Genomic DNA, 14,915 nt, shown 5'->3' on the forward strand with positions numbered 1-14,915 from the left:
ATTTTTCAACGACCCATCCATCCGGAGACAACACCCAATGAAAAGACGTTCCCTGACCCTCTCTGCGGCCGCACTCGCGCTCGCACCGCTGCTCGCCCACGCGCAACAGGCCTTCCCCGAGAAACCGATCACCTTCGTCGTGCCCTTTGCGGCCGGCACCGCCACCGACCAGATCGCGCGTGCGCTGGGCAACAGCATCACGGCCGAAACCAAGCAGGCGGTCGTGATCGACAACAAGGCTGGCGCGAGCGGTTTCATCGCGTCGCAGCAAGTCGCCAAGGCGCCGGCCGACGGCTACACGGTGCTGATCACCACGAACACGACGCATGCCGCCAACGAGCACCTGTTCAAGAAGCTGCCCTACGACCCGGTGAAGGATTTCGCGCCCGTGTCGGGGCTCGGCAAGGGTGGCCAGATCATGGTGGTGGGCCCCACGTTCCCGGCCAAGAGCGTGGCCGAGTTCATCGCGCTCGCCAAGAAGGAGCCCGGCAAGTACAGCTTCGGCAGCGGCAGTTCGTCGAGCCGGATGGCCGGCGAACTGCTCCAGCAAATGGCCGACATCCAGCTGCTGCACGTGCCTTACAAGAGCAACACGCTCGCCGTCACGGACCTGCTCGGCGGGCAGATCCACATGATGATCACCGACGCGGCCACGGGCCTGCCGCAGGTCAAGGCCGGCAAGCTGCGCGCGCTCGGCGTGTCGAGCGCGGCGCGCTCGCCGCTCGCGCCCGACGTACCCACCATTGCCGAAGCCGGCGTGAAGGGCTACGAGATGGGTTACTGGTTCGCGGCCTATACGCCCGCCAACACGCCGCCGGCCGTCGTCAAGCGGTTGAACGAACTGCTCGTGAAGGCCGTCCGGAGCGAGTCGGCAAAGACGGCGTTCTACGGTCCCACCGGCACCGAGGTGTTCACCACCTCGCCCGAAGAACTCGCAAAGTTCCAGGCCAGCGAATCGCAGAAGTGGGGCCGCATCGTGAAGGCTGCGGGCATCACCGCCGAATGAGCCCCTGTTCGGCGAGATGCACGCCGAACCCCGAACGGCCCGGCGCAATGTCGGGCCGCAGCGTGAGCGCGGGAATCTCGTAGTCGCCATGGTTCTGGCGGCGGAACGGGATCGGCGCGGCGCTGAAGAGGGTGTCGAGCCGCTCGCCCAATTCCGCCTTGATGCGCGCGTAAGCGGCATCGTCGACCTTGCCGGTGCGGTGCACCACATAGGGCGGCAGCACCTCGAAGCCGGGGTAGTAGAGGATGCCGTGCTGGATCGGAAACAGCAGGTCGTCCATGGGCCCGTTGACGCCGCGCGGACCGTAGTGCGAAGCCCATCCGCCGGTCGTGACGACCAGCATCGCGCGCTTGCCGGCCAGGGTGCCTTCGCCGAATCGGTCGCCCCAGTGCGTTTCGGAATGCTCGCCTACGCCGTAGGCAAAGCCATAGGCGTAGATGCGCTCGACCCAGCCCTTGAGGATGGCCGGCATCGAATACCACCAGAGCGGGAACTGCAGGATCACCGCGTCCGCCCAAAGCAGCTTCTGTTGCTCGGCAGCGATGTCGTCGGCCTGCGTGCCCGACGCGAAGGCGTGCAATGAATCGCGTTCGGGGCTGAAGGCTTCGGCCGGCCCGCGCGCGGGGAAATCGTCGGCATCGAGCGCAGGCTTCCAGCGCATGGCGTAGAGATCGGACACCTGCACCGAGTGGCCGGTGTCGCGAAGGCGTTCGCGCATGAAGCGGTGTAGCGAGCCGTTGAGCGAGGTGGGTTCGGGGTGGGCGAGGACGAGGAGGATGTTCATCTGTTCGAGAGGGCCAGGTGTTGATGCCCTCAGGTTAGGCATGCGGGCGGTATATTGGAAATGAATAGTTCAAATCCAAGGAATTGCCGTGAACAATTTCAGTCGGCTCGATCTCAACCTGCTGGTCACGCTCGACACGCTGCTCGCCGAGCGCAGCGTGACGCGTGCAGCCGAGCGCCTGAACCTTTCGCAGCCCTCGGTGAGCGTGCAGCTCGCCAGGCTGCGCGAGGCGTTTGGCGACCCGCTGCTGGTGCCCGCGCAGCGCGGCATGCGGCCCACCGCGCGTGCCGACGAGTTGCGCGCTCCGCTGCGTGAAGCCCTCGAGGCACTGGGCCGCGCGGTGGCGCCGAGCCGGCCTTTCGATCCGGCCGACGCCACCACCACATGGCGCCTGGCCGCGGCCGACTATGCCGAAACGGCCATCCTGCTGCCCATGCTCGCGGGCCTGCGCGCGGCTGCGCCGCACACCCGCCTGGCGGTGGTGGAGGCCGTGCCGTCACGCATGGCGCGGCAGCTGGAGCAGGGCGAGATCGACCTGTTCTTCCACACCAGCGTGGGCGCACCGCCGGGGCTGCACCGGCGCAAGCTGTTCGACGAACGCTATGTGCTGGCCGGCCGTGCCGGTCATCCACGGCTCAAGCGCAGGCCCACGCTCGCGCAGTTCTGCGCGCTCGAGCATGTGGTGGTGTCGCCCGGCGGCGGCGGCTTTTTGGGGCCCACCGACGAGGCGCTGGCGCGGCAGGGCCTGACGCGGCACGTGGTGCTGTCGGTGCCGCACTTCCTCTTCATGATGTCGGTGCTGGCGAGCACAGACCTGGTCGCCATGCTGCCCGAGCGGCTCGCGCGCGGCGCACCCGGCCTGCGCGTGGTCGAGGCGCCTCTGGAGGTGCCGGGCTACGAGATGGCGATGCTCTGGCACGAGCGACGCCATCGCGACCCGGGGCACCGGTGGCTGCGCGAATGGATTGCCGCGCGCCTGCCGTGAATGGACCGCAGGCTACGGGAACAGCGCGGCAATGGCGTCGACGAAGGACGCGGTGTCGGCGCCCACATGCGTGGTCGAGTAGGTGGTTTCCGAGAGCCTGAGCTCCGGGTAGCCGCGCGATTGCAGCCGGCTGTGCATCTCGTCGACGTTGTCGAAATTGCATTCGTCCGGGTTGTCGCAGCGGGTGAGGAGGAGCGTGACAGGCAGCGGGTTATTGCCCCGGGCGTCGCGCATCTGCTGCTCGAGCGCATTGTTCTCTGCGGGCTGCGAGTTGAAAGACGCCTCAAATGCCAGAAAGTGCGAGAAGGTCAGCTTGCCGCTCGCACCCTCAAGCAGAAGTGCAACGGCGGCCATGCTGCCACTGAGCGAGAAGCCGGTGAGCATGCGCCGGGCTGGGTCGGCACGGAACTTCGCTTCGACGAGCGGCACGAGTTCCTGCGTGAGGAAGTCGTGGTACGCGCGCGCGCCGGGCAGCATGTAGTCTTGCTCGCGGCGCGCCGTGCCGCCGATGCCGACCAGGATGGCCTGCGTGCCCCGCGACTCCAGCGTGTTCTTGAAGTTCTCGAAACGCGTACCGGGTGGATTGAAGATGCCGTCCCCGTCCATGGCGTAGATGACGGGGTACGCGGCCGAACTGCCGTCGTACGACGCGGGCAGGTAGATCTCGACCGGGTATTCCGCGCCGGTGAACGCCGAGGTGATGCGCTCCGATACGACCCGGCTTGCCGGCTCGGGCTCGGGCGGTGGTGGCTCGGGCTCGGCGGGCGGAGGCTCGGCAGGGGGCGGCTCCGGCGCGGGCGGCACGGGGTCGGGTGGCGGGGGCTCGGGCTGGGCCGGCTCGGGTGATGCGGGTGGCGCCGCCGGCGGGAGCAATCCGACGGCTGCCAGGCTGCCCGCTCCGCCGCCACCACCACCACCGCCGCCGCAGGCGACGAGGAACATCATGAGCAGGAGCGCCCAGGTTGAAGCGGACAAGAATCGTCGCACCGGTCGTCCAGTCTGCATGAAGGCTCCGAGTTGGCTTGGGTCGCGCCAGGGTCGGCGGCGCGCGCCGAGGATGCCATGCCGGCTCTGCAGAGCGTGCGAAAACAGGGTAGTTGGCGGTTGCAATAGTCGTATCAACCGCACCGGCCTCAGATCAGCGGCACGCTCGTCTCCTTCAACACGCGCAGCACGAAGTGCGACTTGCTGTGTCGGATGCCGGGGATCTTGTAGAGCTTCTCGCGCAGCAGCCGCTCGTAGTCGCGCGTGTCGCGCACGGCGATGCGGATGTAGTAGTCGTAGTCGCCCGAGACAAGGTAGGCCTCCTGGATCTCGGGAATGGTCGCGAGCATGCGGCCGAAGTCGTAGAGCGTCTCGTCTGTGTGGCTCTCGAGCGTGACCTGCACGATAACCGAGTCGTGGTAGCCGAGCTTGGCGGGATCGATGTCGACGGTGTAGCGCTTGATGACGCCCTGGGCCTCGAGCTTCTTGATGCGCGTCCAGCAACTGGTGGGTGATAGGCCGACCTCGTTGCCGATGTCCTGCAGGGTCTTGCGCGAGTCGAGCAGCAGCACACGCAGGATGGCAAGATCGGTCTTGTCGAAAGATCCTTCGTCTGTGTCCTTGTTTTTTCGATTGATCTTCATAAAACATGCCGCATCAGCCAAAAGAAAGAAGCACATTTTGCACAGAATCCGGAAGAATCGACGGCATGAGACTTATCGACCTGGATCTTTCTTCTCCCTCTTCCTCTTCATTGACGCCGCGCATGTGCAACGGCGCCGAGGCGCTGCTAGACACGCTGGTCGCCTGCGGCGTCGACACGCTCTTCGGCTATCCCGGCGGCGCGGCGCTGCCGCTGTACGACGCGCTGCACGGCGAACCGCGGTTGCGCCATGTGCTGGTGCGGCATGAGCAGGCGGCCGTGCATGCGGCCGAAGGCTATGCGCGCAGCACGGGGCGCGTGGGCGTGGTGCTCGTCACCTCGGGGCCGGGTGTCGCCAACACCATCAGCGGACTGCTCGACGCGATCAGCGACTCGGTGCCGCTGCTCTGCATCAGCGGCCAGGTGGCCACCGCGGTGATCGGCACGCAGGCGTTCCAGGAGAGCGACGCGCTCGGCATGTCGCGCCCCGTGACCAAGTGGAACCAACAGGCACGCACGGCCGACGAGGTGCCCGCGCTGGTGCGGCGGGCACTCGAGATCGCGGCCTCGGGCCGGCCGGGGCCCGTGCTGCTCGACATGCCGAAAGACGTCCAGCTCGCGCGCCTGGGCCACGGCGCGGGGCCAAGCGCAGTTCGCGCTTTGCGGGCGCTGCGCACGGGCAGGGCGGCGCTGCCGCCCAAGCCGATGCTGCAGCGCGCGGCCGACCTGATCTCGACCGCGCGCCGGCCGATCATCTACGGCGGCGGCGGGCTGATCAATTCGGGGCCCGCAGCGTGCGAGGCCTTTGCGCAGCTGGTGCATCGCCTGCATGCGCCTTGCACGCTCACGCTCATGGGGCTCGGTGCGTTTCCTGCGTCGGACCCAAAGTTCGTGGGCATGCTGGGCATGCACGGCACGCTCGAGGCCAATCTTGCGATGCACGAGGCCGACCTCGTGGTGTGCGTGGGGGCGCGCTTCGACGACCGCGTGACCGGCAAGCTCGACGAGTTCTGCCCGCATGCGCGCAAGATCCACATCGACGTCGATCCCGGCAGCATCAACAAAGTGGTGCGCGTCGACGTGCCGATGGTCGGCGACTGTGGCGCCGTGGTGGAGGCGCTGCTCGCACTGCTGCCCGAGCAAGGCTTTGCGCCTGAACGGCTCGCCCCCTGGTGGCAGCGCATCGACGGCTGGCGCGCGGAAAACTGCCTGGGCTTTGTGCCGCGCAGCAATGCGATCCTGCCGCAGCAGCTCATGGCGTCGCTGCAGCGGGCCATTGGCGACCGGGATGCGATCGTGTCGACCGACGTGGGACAGCACCAGATGTGGGCCGCGCAGTACCTGCGTTTCGAGCGGCCGCGGCGCTGGCTCACGTCGGGCGGTGCGGGCACCATGGGCTATGGCCTGCCTGCCGCAATCGGCGCCCAGATCGCCCACCCTGGCGCGCTCGCGGTCTGCGTGAGCGGCGACGCCTCGGTGCTCATGAACATCCAGGAACTGTCGACCGCCGTGCAGCACCGCACGCCCGTGAAGCTGGTGCTGTGCAACAACGGCTACATGGGCATGGTGCGGCAGTGGCAGGAGCTCAACCACGGCAACCGGCTGAGCCACAGCTGGAACGAGGCGCTGCCCGACTTCGTCGCGCTGGCGCGTGCCTTCGGATGGGGCGCACGCCGCGTCTCGGACCCTGCCGAACTCGAGGACGCGCTCGCCGAATGCCTGGCGAGCGAAGGGCCCTTCTTCCTCGACGTGCAGGTGGCGGCGCAGGAGAACTGCTTTCCGATGATGCCGGCCGGGCAGGGGCACCATCGGGTGCTGCTGGCGAAGGAGCGGTGGTACGACAAGGAAGAAGCCACATCTCAAGCGCCGAAATACTAAATTAAGTTCTGACAATGATCATTGTTAACAAATTACCATAGAGTTATTAACTCGATAAAGAATTATCGAAAATGACCTGAATTTCGCTGCGTCAAAAAATCTCGGCTTAGGACACTGAAAATGCAAAGGTAATCGCCAAAGGCTGTTCCCGGTTCTCGCAAGAGTTGGGCAGCGGGCGAAAAGAAGCATGTTGTGACCGTGCCGGGAGACAGCAGATCAAATACGTTCAACGCCCGTTCAGGCTCGAATTCTGCGTCCTTCTGGTGGCGTGGCTGCTTGCTGCGCCGGTGGTTTCCCACGCGAAGCCGGCTGACGTTCTCCTCATCTACTCCCAGAATCGGCTCCTGCCCGCCAACATTCAGGCCGACAGGGGCCTGACTGCGTCACCGAGCGGTCCACTCCAGGGGGGGGGGCTTCGGTTCTTCACGGAATTTCTGGACCATCCGGCCTTTTCGGGCGACGCTCATGAGCAGCGCACGGCCGCCTACCTGCGCAACAAGTACGCGGACCGGCCGCCGAAGGTAATTCTGGTCGGCGGCGACATCGCACTCGCTTTCGTGCTCCAGTTTCGAGAGGAGATGTTCCCCGACGTGCCCATCATGCACATGGGCGTCGACCAACGCTTTCTCGACGAGATTCCGAACCTGCCCCCGGACGTCGACGGTGTTCACGTGATGCACGACATCGCTGGCACGGTGGCGCTGGCGCTGCAGTTCCACCCCAAGGCGAAACGCCTGGTCGTTGTCACCAGCATGGCGGACAGGGGCAGAGAACATCGCGACGCCGTCGCGGATGCAGTGGCTTCGAGCAATGTGTCGATCGACGTGGCGTACTGGACCGGATTGCCCACCAGCGAACTGCTGGCGCGGCTGGCCGCGTTGCCGCCCGACAGCATTGTCTACACCCCCGGCTACTACCGCGATGGTGCGGGAGACGGGTTCACGCCGGTCGAGTCCGTCGAGCTCATGGCGTCGGTCAGTGCCGCGCCGATCTACTCGATCTTCTCCACGCACATCGGCGTGGGTGCGGTCGGTGGCCGAATGGTCACCTTCGACGAGATTGGCCGTGCTGCGCGGCGACTGCTCGACGATTTCGTGGCCGGAACAGAAACCGATCCGGAAGTCATGCGCCAGATGGTGACGCTTCGTCCGCAACTCGACTGGCGGCAACTGCGCAAGTGGAACGTGGCGCCCGAATTGGTGCCGGACGATGCGGTCATCCATTTTCGGGAACCCTCGTTCATGGAGCTCTACAGGGCGCACGCCGTGACGGGAGGGCTGGTCTTTCTCGCGCAGGCGCTTCTGATCAGCGCGCTCCTGGTCGAACGCCGGCGACGCCAGCGCACGGCGCGCGCGCTGACCGAAAGCCAGCACCACCTCAGCGCAGCGACCAAGGCCGCCCGGCTGGGCACGTTCAACTGGAACCTCAGCGTTCCCAAAAGCGGTAACGGGACCGCGCCGCGCAAGCACGCCAGCTCGCACGGGGGCTTGATCCAGCATGTGGAGGATTTCGTCGAGCGCGTGCACCCCAGCGATCGTGAACGGCTGGCCGCAGCCATCGAGCGCGTCGTCGACCGGCAGGAGGAACTGGACATCGAACTGCGGCTGGTCGAGCAGGAGGGCGCCGCCTCGTGGATCGAGGTGCGCGGCCAAGTCTCGGATGGTTGCCACATCACGGGCGTCACCATGGACATCACCGAGCGCAAGGAGGCCGAGGCCCAGTCCGCCCAGGATCGCGCGATGATGATGCACCTGTCGCGCATCTCCACGGTCGGGCAACTCTCGATCGGCATCGCGCATCAGCTGAACCAGCCGCTCGCCGCCATCCGCTTCAATACCGACACGGCGCGAAAGATCCTCAAGCGGCTTGACGTCGGAACCGGCGAGCTCAAGGAGATCCTCGAAGACATCAACGAAGAGAACAAGCGGGCGGCCGACATCATCCGGAATGTCTCCGCCCTCTATCGCCGTGCGCCGGTGGAGGCAGAGGGTTTCGAGATCAACGAACTGGTTCTCGAAACCGTGCAACTGCTGAGGGAAGAAGCCATCTGGCGCCACGTCACCGTTCGCGTCGAGCCCGCGCCCGGTCTGCCGCCGGTGAGAGGCAGCCGGGTGCAGATCCAGCAGGTGCTTCTCAATCTGATGCTGAACGGCATGCAGGCGATGTCGGAAACACCGAATGAGAGCCGGGTGCTGATCCTGCAGACCGCGCCGGACGACAGATGGGTGACCGTCACGATCGCCGACCATGGCAAAGGCATCGCACAGGAAGAGCTCGAGCACATCTTTGATCCATTCTGGACCACAAAGGAAAACGGCATCGGTGTCGGCCTGCCCATCAGCCGCGCGATCCTCGAGGCCCACCACGGCGCCATCGCTGCAGCCAGCCCCTCGGAAGGTGGCGCCGCATTCACGATTTCATTGCCCGTTTCCGGACCTGCTTAGCCACGCAAGCACACCACAGCTGCACACATCCGATCGGAGGACTCCACGGCAATCGTATTTGTTGTTGATGACGACGCGAGCATTCGCCGGGCCCTGGGCCGGATGCTTCAGGAAGAAGGATTCGAAGTGCGTACTTGCGAATCGGGCGAGGCATTTCTTGCCGAACTGCCCGACGCTGCGGCCAGTGCCTGCGTGATTCTGGATGTCTCGATGCCGGGGCTTAGCGGGCTCGATCTTCAGGAGCATCTGGCGAGCAAGGGCCTGACGCTGCCGATCGTATTTCTCACGGGGCATGGCGACATTCCGATGTCGGTGCGGGCCATGAAGAGAGGCGCGGCGGATTTCCTGACCAAGCCAGTGGCGACCGAGTTTCTGATTTAGGCGGTGCGCAGCGCGCTGCACCAGCAAGAGGGCAGTCGCCGTCGGGATGCAGAACTGATCGAGCTACAGAAGCGTTTCGAAATGCTGAGCACCCGTGAACGCGAGGTGCTCGAAGCGCTGTCCGACGGAAAGCTCAACAAGCAGATCGCGGAAGCACTCGAGATTGTCGAGCAGACCGTCAAGTACCACCGGGCCCGCATCATGGAGCGAATGGGCGCGCGCACCGCAGCGGAACTCATGCATATGGTCGCGCGACTGCGGATCAAACCAATGAAAAGCATTGCAACCGGTACCATCGCAGATGAGGGCGGCATGTCGTGAAAAAGTTCTAAGTAGTTATACGAAAGACTAGCTTCATTTACCGACGGTTACGGGCACAGTTGACCGGTGTTCGGAGCGCATTCGTTGCGCTCTGTTCCGGGTCTTTGCCGCACGCCTGCGCTGAGCGCCAGCTACGTGCTGGAGGACATCACCACCGTCGGCAGCCAGGCGCTGGACCTGAAGAAGGAGGTACGCAACGTCACGCAGGGCATCACGACCTTCGGCATCAGCAACCAGGCCAAGTCGGGCGAGACGCTGGAATACCGCATCACGTACCTGAACAACAGCGCCGCGCCGATCAGCAGCCTGGTGGTCAACGACATCACGCCGGGCTACACCACGTTCGTGAGCGCGAGCGCGGGCACGACGCCGGCGAGCCTGACGAGCTGCACCAAGAACACACCGGCCAATGCGCTGCCGGCGGCGGCTGTGACGTGTGCGACCGCGCAGACCGAGGGCGGCACCGGGCCGATCGAATGGAAGTTCGTCGGCACGGTGCAGCCGGGGGGCATCGGCACGGTGCTGTTCAGGGTGAAGGTGGATTGAGGCGCGCCGACGCGCGGTAGCCGCCCGGCGTGGTGCCGAAGCGGTCGCGGAATGCGCGGCTGAAATGGCTCGGGTCGTTGAAGCCGTTGCGAAAGGCGATCTCGGTCACACTGAGTTCAGCGACCCGTTCGTTGGCGAGCTCCGCGGCCGCGTGTTCCAGCCGGCGCTCACGCAGGTAGGCGCCGTACCGGGTCTGCTCCGCGGCGAACAGGCGGTGCACCAACCGTTTGGAGATGCGCAGCTCGCGCGCGATCGCCTCCACCGAGAGCTCGGGATCGCAGAGGTTGGCCTCGACGTAGGCTGCGAGCCGCTGCCAGCGGTCGCGCTCGTGGCGCTTGCCCGCGACGGCGTCGCCCGCCTGGGGCGCACTGTCGCCCGCGGCCACGGCCTCGCAGTAGCTGGCTGCGAGCAGCGACACGAAAGACTGTTCCGAGAAGTAGGCCAGCGCCGGATGCGGCTGGACCTGCACCGCGAACAGGCGCTCGAGCTGCTGGTGCGCCGATGCGGCCAGCGGCGAGCCTGCGAGCGCGAGCGAGGGTTCGAAGTTCTCGCGCAGGTCGGCGTAGATGCCGAAGAAGCGCGCCGCCGGCAGCCGCAGCACGACGAGCCGGCCCGATGCAGCCAGCGTGCAGGTGGAGGGCAGCCGCGTGGTGCGGAAGACGATGTCGCCTTTCTGGAAAGGCAGCCGGCGCCCGGCCTGTTCGACTGCGCCTTCGCCATCGACCGCGATCATCGCGAGCACTTCGCCGGCGCTGCCCTGGCGCGCCTGGCCCGATGCATGGTGCACCCGCATCGGCGTGGAATCGAAGCTGACCGCGATGCCGCCGCCCACGAGCTTGCAGGCTTCGAGGCTCATGCGCGGATGGCTGTGGTTCAGGCTGAGCTCGCCGGGGTAGACCAGCGCGTCGAGCGTGGACGAATAGCCGCGCAGGTCGCCCGCATAGAAGGGGCGCAGCTGCGGCGCGAAGCCGAGGTCGGGGTCGTGTTGGTGCATGGCGGTTTGCGTGGAGGTGGCGTGCAGGGTTCGTGCCAGGTGTGCGGACCGGTCCGCAGTCTGGACGGCTGGCGCAGGGTGGCACATCGAGACTTTCCACTAGCGGCGACCCTCGGTGCCGTTGCGCTGGCACGCTGGATCAATCCGTGTGCGCGCAGGCGCAAGGCCCGGTGCGGCCTTGCTTCCTAGAGTGGTGGCCACCGCATACTGATGAAGGAGCCCCGCGTGAACCATGTCGCCACCCACACCCCGCCCGCCGCCGCGCCACCGGCACTCGACGGCCTCACCATCGGCCAATGGAGCGACGCCGAGAAGCTCGCGCTGAGTTGCCGCATCCTTGCGAAGGAGGGCCATTCCGAAACCCTGGCCGGCCAGATCACGGTGCGCCAGGGCGACGGCAGCTTCCTGACGACGCCGCTCGCGTACGCGTTCGACGAGATCCGCGCCGGCTCGGTGATGCGCATCGACGACACGCTGCGGGTGCTCGAAGGCCGCGGGGTGCCCAACCCGGCAGTGCGCTTCCATCTGTGGGTGTACCGGCGGCGGCCCGACGTGAACTGCGTGATCCACACGCATCCGCCGTACGTCTCGGCGCTGTCGATGACCGGCGAGCCGCTGCAGGTCGCGCACATGGACGCCACGCCCTTCTTCGAGGACTGCGCCTTCCTGCCCGACTGGCCCGGCCTGCCGATCGCCGACGTGGAGGGCGAACTCATCTCGGCCGCGCTCGGCGACAAGCGTTGCGTGCTGCTCGCGAACCACGGTTTCCTCGCGGCCACCGGCAGCGTGGAGGAGTCGCTGTACCTGTCGGTGCTGATCGAACGCGCGGCGCGCAACCAGCTGATCGCGCAGAGCGCCTACGGGCGGCTCAAGCCGGTCGACCCGGCGCTGGCGCGCGAGTCGCACGACTTCCTGCTGCAGCCGAGCATCGTGAAGGCGAGCTTCGCGATGTTCGCGCGGCGCTTCGAAGGGCGGGCCGCATGAACAGCATCGCTTCACCCACGTCGAGCGACGTGCCCGCCTCCACGCCCCGGCCGCAGAGCGTATGGAAGGTCGGCGCCGCCACCATGGCCGGCACCGCCATCGAAGGCTTCGACTTCCTGGCCTACGGCACCGCAGCCGCGCTGGTCTTCAACAAGCTGTTCTTCCCGAACTTCGATCCGGTGACCGGCACGCTCGCGGCCTTCGGCACCTTCGCGAGCGGCATGCTGGCGCGTCCGCTCGGCGGCATCGTGTTCGGCCACTACGGCGACCGGCTGGGCCGCAAGGCCATGCTGACGCTGAGCCTGCTGATGATGGGCATCTGCACGGTGTTGATCGGCATGCTCCCCACCTACGAGTCGATCGGGCTCTGGGCCGCGGTGCTGCTGGTGCTGCTGCGCATCGGCCAGGGACTGTCGTTCGGCGGCGAGCTCGGCGGCGCGATGCTGATGGCCGTCGAGCATGCGCCGCCGCGCTGGCGATCGCTGGTCGGCAGCATGCCGCAGATGGGCGCGCCGATCGGGGTGCTGCTGTCTTCGGGCGCCTTCGCACTGGTCACGCAGCTGCCCGAAGAGGACTTTCTGCACTGGGGTTGGCGGTTGCCGTTCCTGGCCAGCGCGCTGCTGATCGCGCTGGGGATCTTCATCCGCACGCGGCTCGACGAGTCGCCCGAGTTCGAGGCGGTGAAGGCGCATCGCAAAACCGCCGTGCTGCCGGCGCGCGAGGTGCTGGTGGCCCACTGGCGGCCGCTGCTGCTGACCATCGGCGGCAAGCTGGCCGAGGTGACGCTGATCTACACGCTGCTGGTGTTCTCGATCTCCTATGCGGTCACGCGGCTGGGCTTCTCGCGCGGCGACGCGCTGCATGCGCTGGTGCTCGGCTCGTCGCTGATGGTGCTGACCATTCCGCTGTTCGGCTGGCTGGCCGACCACGTCGGCGCGCGGCGGCTCTACGTGTTCGGCGGCGTGTTGCTGGCGCTGATGGCGCTGCCGCTGTTCCTGGCCATCGGAAGCGGATCGCTCGCGGCCTACACGGTGGCGATGGTGGTGGCGCTCGCGCTGAACTATCCGCTCATGTTCGCGCCGCAGTCGAACCTCTATGCGGCGCAGTTCCCCGCGGAGCTGCGCTACTCGGGGATCTCGATCGGCATCCAGACGGCGGCTGCGCTCGGCGGGGGATTGGCGCCGATCATCGCGGCGACGCTGGTGGCGAGCTACGGGAGCATCGTGCCGGTGGGTGCGTACCTGGCGGTGCTGGGGGCGATCGCAGCGCTGTCGGCCTGGGGCATGCGGCCGGCTGCGAACGAATAGCGGCCATGCCCCTGCGGCGCCGCCTCAGCGCCGCGGGATGCCGAGCGCGCGGCAGAACTCGTAGAAGTCCTCGAGCTGCAGCGATTTGTCGAACACCGCATCGACACCCGCCGACAGCGCGTCCTCGCGCACTTCGGAGGTGGCGTGGTTCATGAACACCACGGTGCGCTGCGCGGGCGACTTGCGTTCTTTCAAATGGTTGACGACGGTCAGCCCGTTGCCCTGGGCGAGGAAGATGTCGATCACCGCAGCGTCCCAGCCATCGGGATTCGCGTCGAGCCAGTCGATCGCCTCGTCGGCGCTGGCGGCGGTGGCGACCACTTCGCATCCGGAGAACTCGCGCAGCCCGTCGGACAGGGTGGTGGCGATCAGGGGGTTGTCTTCTATGAGGTAGATGCGGGTCATCGGTGCGGAACCTGGAGAGGGAATGCGTCGGCTTCGTGCACGTCAGATGGGGGGCGGGCCGCCGCAGGGTTTACCCATTGTCACGAATGCAGGCGCGATGCGGAGTCGGACAAGACCCACCCATCCGCGTCCGCAAAGCGCCCCAAACTCGTCGTTGTGCAGTGCGGAAAACCATCGCGTGAGAAACTACCGGCCCGAGCCAGCGCCCGCGTATGAACGACAAGTCCTTGAATCTGAAAGAGAAAACCCTCTCCATCGCACCCATGATGGACTGGACGGACCGCCATTGCCGGTTCTTCCACCGCCTCATGACGCGCCATGCGCTGCTCTACACCGAGATGGTGACCACCGGCGCGCTCATCCATGGCGACGTGCCGCGGCACCTGCGCTTTCACGACGCGGAGCATCCGGTGGCGCTGCAGCTCGGCGGCAGCGAGCCGGCCGACCTTGCGCACTGCGCGAAGCTCGGCGAAGAGTGGGGCTACGACGAGATCAACCTCAACTGCGGCTGCCCGAGCGAGCGGGTGCAGCGCGGGGCATTCGGCGCCTGCCTCATGAACGAGCCGCAGCTGGTGGCCGACTGCGTGAAGGCGATGGTCGACGTGGTGGACGTGCCGGTCACGGTCAAGCACCGCATCGGCATCGACAAGATCGAGCGCTACGAATTCGTGCGCGACTTCGTCGGCGCGGTCAGCGAGGCCGGCTGCAAGACCTTCATCGTGCATGCGCGCAATGCCTGGCTGCAGGGCCTGAGCCCGAAGCAGAACCGCGAGATCCCGCCGCTGCGCTACGAGATCGTGCACCGGCTGAAACACGAGTTTCCTCATCTCGACTTTTCCGTCAACGGCGGCCTCACGACCAACGCACAGGTGCACGAGCACCTGCGGCTGCTCGACGGTGCGATGATCGGGCGTGAGGCGTACCACAACCCGTGGTGGCTGGCCGAATGGGATGCCGAGTTCTACGGCGCCCAAGCGCAGCCGCTCACACGAGAAGACGTGGAATCGCTGATGTGCGACTACATGGAGCGCGAGGCGGCCGAACACGGCACGCTCTGGTATTCCATCGCACGCCACATGCTGGGCCTGCGCAACGGCCTGCCCGGCGCGCGGCGCTGGCGGCAGGTGTGGAGCGACCACAAGCTCAAGACGCGCCCGCCGCGCGAGGTGATGGCGCTCGCGCACGAGCCTGTCGCCCAAGCCGCGTAGCCGACAAGGTCATGCCAGGAACACCGTGGAACCGGCTTTGCCGGG

15 protein-coding genes are annotated in these 14,915 nt (G+C 66.6%); 10 read left to right on the plus strand and 5 right to left on the minus strand.

The genetic code is table 11. The features are described from left to right. Nucleotides 1-37 precede the first annotated feature (37 nt). A complete protein-coding gene (locus AC3A6J_RS04670; RefSeq protein WP_487858748.1) occupies nt 38-1,006 on the plus strand; it encodes a Bug family tripartite tricarboxylate transporter substrate binding protein in 969 nt (322 codons plus the stop codon). Here AC3A6J_RS04670 and AC3A6J_RS04675 read toward each other — a convergent pair. Beyond that, nucleotides 993-1,790 (minus strand): NAD(P)H-dependent oxidoreductase, encoded by a 798-nt coding sequence (locus AC3A6J_RS04675; protein WP_487858749.1) that lies wholly within the window; start codon nt 1,788-1,790, stop codon nt 993-995. The genes AC3A6J_RS04670 and AC3A6J_RS04675 overlap by 14 nt on opposite strands. 88 nt (nt 1,791-1,878) lie before the next feature. Here AC3A6J_RS04675 and AC3A6J_RS04680 point away from each other — a divergent pair, with 88 nt between their 5' ends. Further along, nucleotides 1,879-2,775 (plus strand): LysR family transcriptional regulator, encoded by an 897-nt coding sequence (locus AC3A6J_RS04680; protein WP_487858750.1) that lies wholly within the window; start codon nt 1,879-1,881, stop codon nt 2,773-2,775. Between the two features lie 12 nt (nt 2,776-2,787). On the opposite strand, the gene AC3A6J_RS04685 is transcribed toward AC3A6J_RS04680, so the two are convergent. Together AC3A6J_RS04685 and AC3A6J_RS04690 are read right to left on the minus strand one after the other, a co-directional pair. Continuing rightward, nucleotides 2,788-3,720: an alpha/beta hydrolase gene (locus AC3A6J_RS04685; protein ID WP_487858751.1), complete on the minus strand. Its 933-nt coding sequence runs from the start codon at nt 3,718-3,720 to the stop codon at nt 2,788-2,790. A gap of 188 nt (nt 3,721-3,908) precedes the next feature. Next, nucleotides 3,909-4,403, minus strand: coding sequence for an Lrp/AsnC family transcriptional regulator (locus tag AC3A6J_RS04690; RefSeq protein ID WP_487858752.1), 495 nt, complete (start codon nt 4,401-4,403; stop codon nt 3,909-3,911). Between the two features lie 65 nt (nt 4,404-4,468). Between AC3A6J_RS04690 and ilvB the strand changes: the two genes are divergently transcribed. From ilvB to AC3A6J_RS04715, 5 genes are all read left to right on the plus strand, one after another. Continuing rightward, entirely contained in the window at nt 4,469-6,280 is a 1,812-nt protein-coding gene (gene ilvB, locus AC3A6J_RS04695; RefSeq protein ID WP_487858753.1) for a biosynthetic-type acetolactate synthase large subunit, read from the plus strand. A gap of 263 nt (nt 6,281-6,543) precedes the next feature. Then, nucleotides 6,544-8,724: a sensor histidine kinase gene (locus AC3A6J_RS04700; protein ID WP_487858754.1), complete on the plus strand. Its 2,181-nt coding sequence runs from the start codon at nt 6,544-6,546 to the stop codon at nt 8,722-8,724. Between the two features lie 51 nt (nt 8,725-8,775). After that, a complete protein-coding gene (locus AC3A6J_RS04705) occupies nt 8,776-9,105 on the plus strand; it encodes a response regulator transcription factor (protein ID WP_487859339.1) in 330 nt (109 codons plus the stop codon). 3 nt (nt 9,106-9,108) lie between these two features. After that, nucleotides 9,109-9,426, plus strand: coding sequence for a response regulator transcription factor (locus AC3A6J_RS04710; protein WP_487858755.1), 318 nt, complete (start codon nt 9,109-9,111; stop codon nt 9,424-9,426). An 84-nt stretch (nt 9,427-9,510) separates the two neighbouring features. Then, nucleotides 9,511-9,972 (plus strand): hypothetical protein, encoded by a 462-nt coding sequence (locus tag AC3A6J_RS04715; RefSeq protein WP_487858756.1) that lies wholly within the window; start codon nt 9,511-9,513, stop codon nt 9,970-9,972. Here AC3A6J_RS04715 and AC3A6J_RS04720 read toward each other — a convergent pair. Beyond that, nucleotides 9,953-10,966 carry a helix-turn-helix transcriptional regulator gene (locus tag AC3A6J_RS04720; protein WP_487858757.1) on the minus strand — a complete coding sequence of 338 codons (1,014 nt, stop codon included), beginning with the start codon at nt 10,964-10,966 and terminating at the stop codon, nt 9,953-9,955. The two genes, AC3A6J_RS04715 and AC3A6J_RS04720, sit on opposite strands and share 20 nt — an antisense overlap. A gap of 225 nt (nt 10,967-11,191) precedes the next feature. On the opposite strand from AC3A6J_RS04720, the gene AC3A6J_RS04725 reads away from it, so the two are divergent. Together AC3A6J_RS04725 and AC3A6J_RS04730 are read left to right on the plus strand one after the other, a co-directional pair. Continuing rightward, nucleotides 11,192-11,950, plus strand: a complete 759-nt coding sequence (locus tag AC3A6J_RS04725; RefSeq protein WP_487858758.1) for an aldolase — start codon at nt 11,192-11,194, stop codon at nt 11,948-11,950. Next, nucleotides 11,947-13,257: an MFS transporter gene (locus AC3A6J_RS04730; protein WP_487858759.1), complete on the plus strand. Its 1,311-nt coding sequence runs from the start codon at nt 11,947-11,949 to the stop codon at nt 13,255-13,257. The genes AC3A6J_RS04725 and AC3A6J_RS04730 overlap by 4 nt, the downstream gene beginning before the upstream one ends. A 24-nt stretch (nt 13,258-13,281) precedes the next feature. On the opposite strand, the gene AC3A6J_RS04735 is transcribed toward AC3A6J_RS04730, so the two are convergent. Continuing rightward, nucleotides 13,282-13,662, minus strand: coding sequence for a response regulator (locus AC3A6J_RS04735; protein ID WP_487858760.1), 381 nt, complete (start codon nt 13,660-13,662; stop codon nt 13,282-13,284). Nucleotides 13,663-13,874: 212 nt separating this feature from the next. Here AC3A6J_RS04735 and dusA point away from each other — a divergent pair, with 212 nt between their 5' ends. Continuing rightward, nucleotides 13,875-14,870 carry a tRNA dihydrouridine(20/20a) synthase DusA gene (dusA, locus tag AC3A6J_RS04740; protein WP_487858761.1) on the plus strand — a complete coding sequence of 332 codons (996 nt, stop codon included), beginning with the start codon at nt 13,875-13,877 and terminating at the stop codon, nt 14,868-14,870. Nucleotides 14,871-14,915: the final 45 nt, after the last annotated feature.

This window comes from Variovorax sp. Soil_C_39 (assembly GCF_057656815.1).

Coding starts and splice junctions, on each gene's coding strand:
- AC3A6J_RS04670 (WP_487858748.1), top strand. CDS start 38: ATGAAAAGACGTTCCCTGACCCTCTCTGCGGCCGCACTCGCGCTCGCA.
- AC3A6J_RS04675 (WP_487858749.1), bottom strand. CDS start 1,790: ATGAACATCCTCCTCGTCCTCGCCCACCCCGAACCCACCTCGCTCAAC.
- AC3A6J_RS04685 (WP_487858751.1), bottom strand. CDS start 3,720: ATGATGTTCCTCGTCGCCTGCGGCGGCGGTGGTGGTGGTGGCGGCGGA.
- AC3A6J_RS04690 (WP_487858752.1), bottom strand. CDS start 4,403: ATGAAGATCAATCGAAAAAACAAGGACACAGACGAAGGATCTTTCGAC.
- ilvB (WP_487858753.1), top strand. CDS start 4,469: ATGAGACTTATCGACCTGGATCTTTCTTCTCCCTCTTCCTCTTCATTG.
- AC3A6J_RS04720 (WP_487858757.1), bottom strand. CDS start 10,966: ATGCACCAACACGACCCCGACCTCGGCTTCGCGCCGCAGCTGCGCCCC.
- AC3A6J_RS04730 (WP_487858759.1), top strand. CDS start 11,947: ATGAACAGCATCGCTTCACCCACGTCGAGCGACGTGCCCGCCTCCACG.
- AC3A6J_RS04735 (WP_487858760.1), bottom strand. CDS start 13,662: ATGACCCGCATCTACCTCATAGAAGACAACCCCCTGATCGCCACCACC.
- dusA (WP_487858761.1), top strand. CDS start 13,875: ATGAACGACAAGTCCTTGAATCTGAAAGAGAAAACCCTCTCCATCGCA.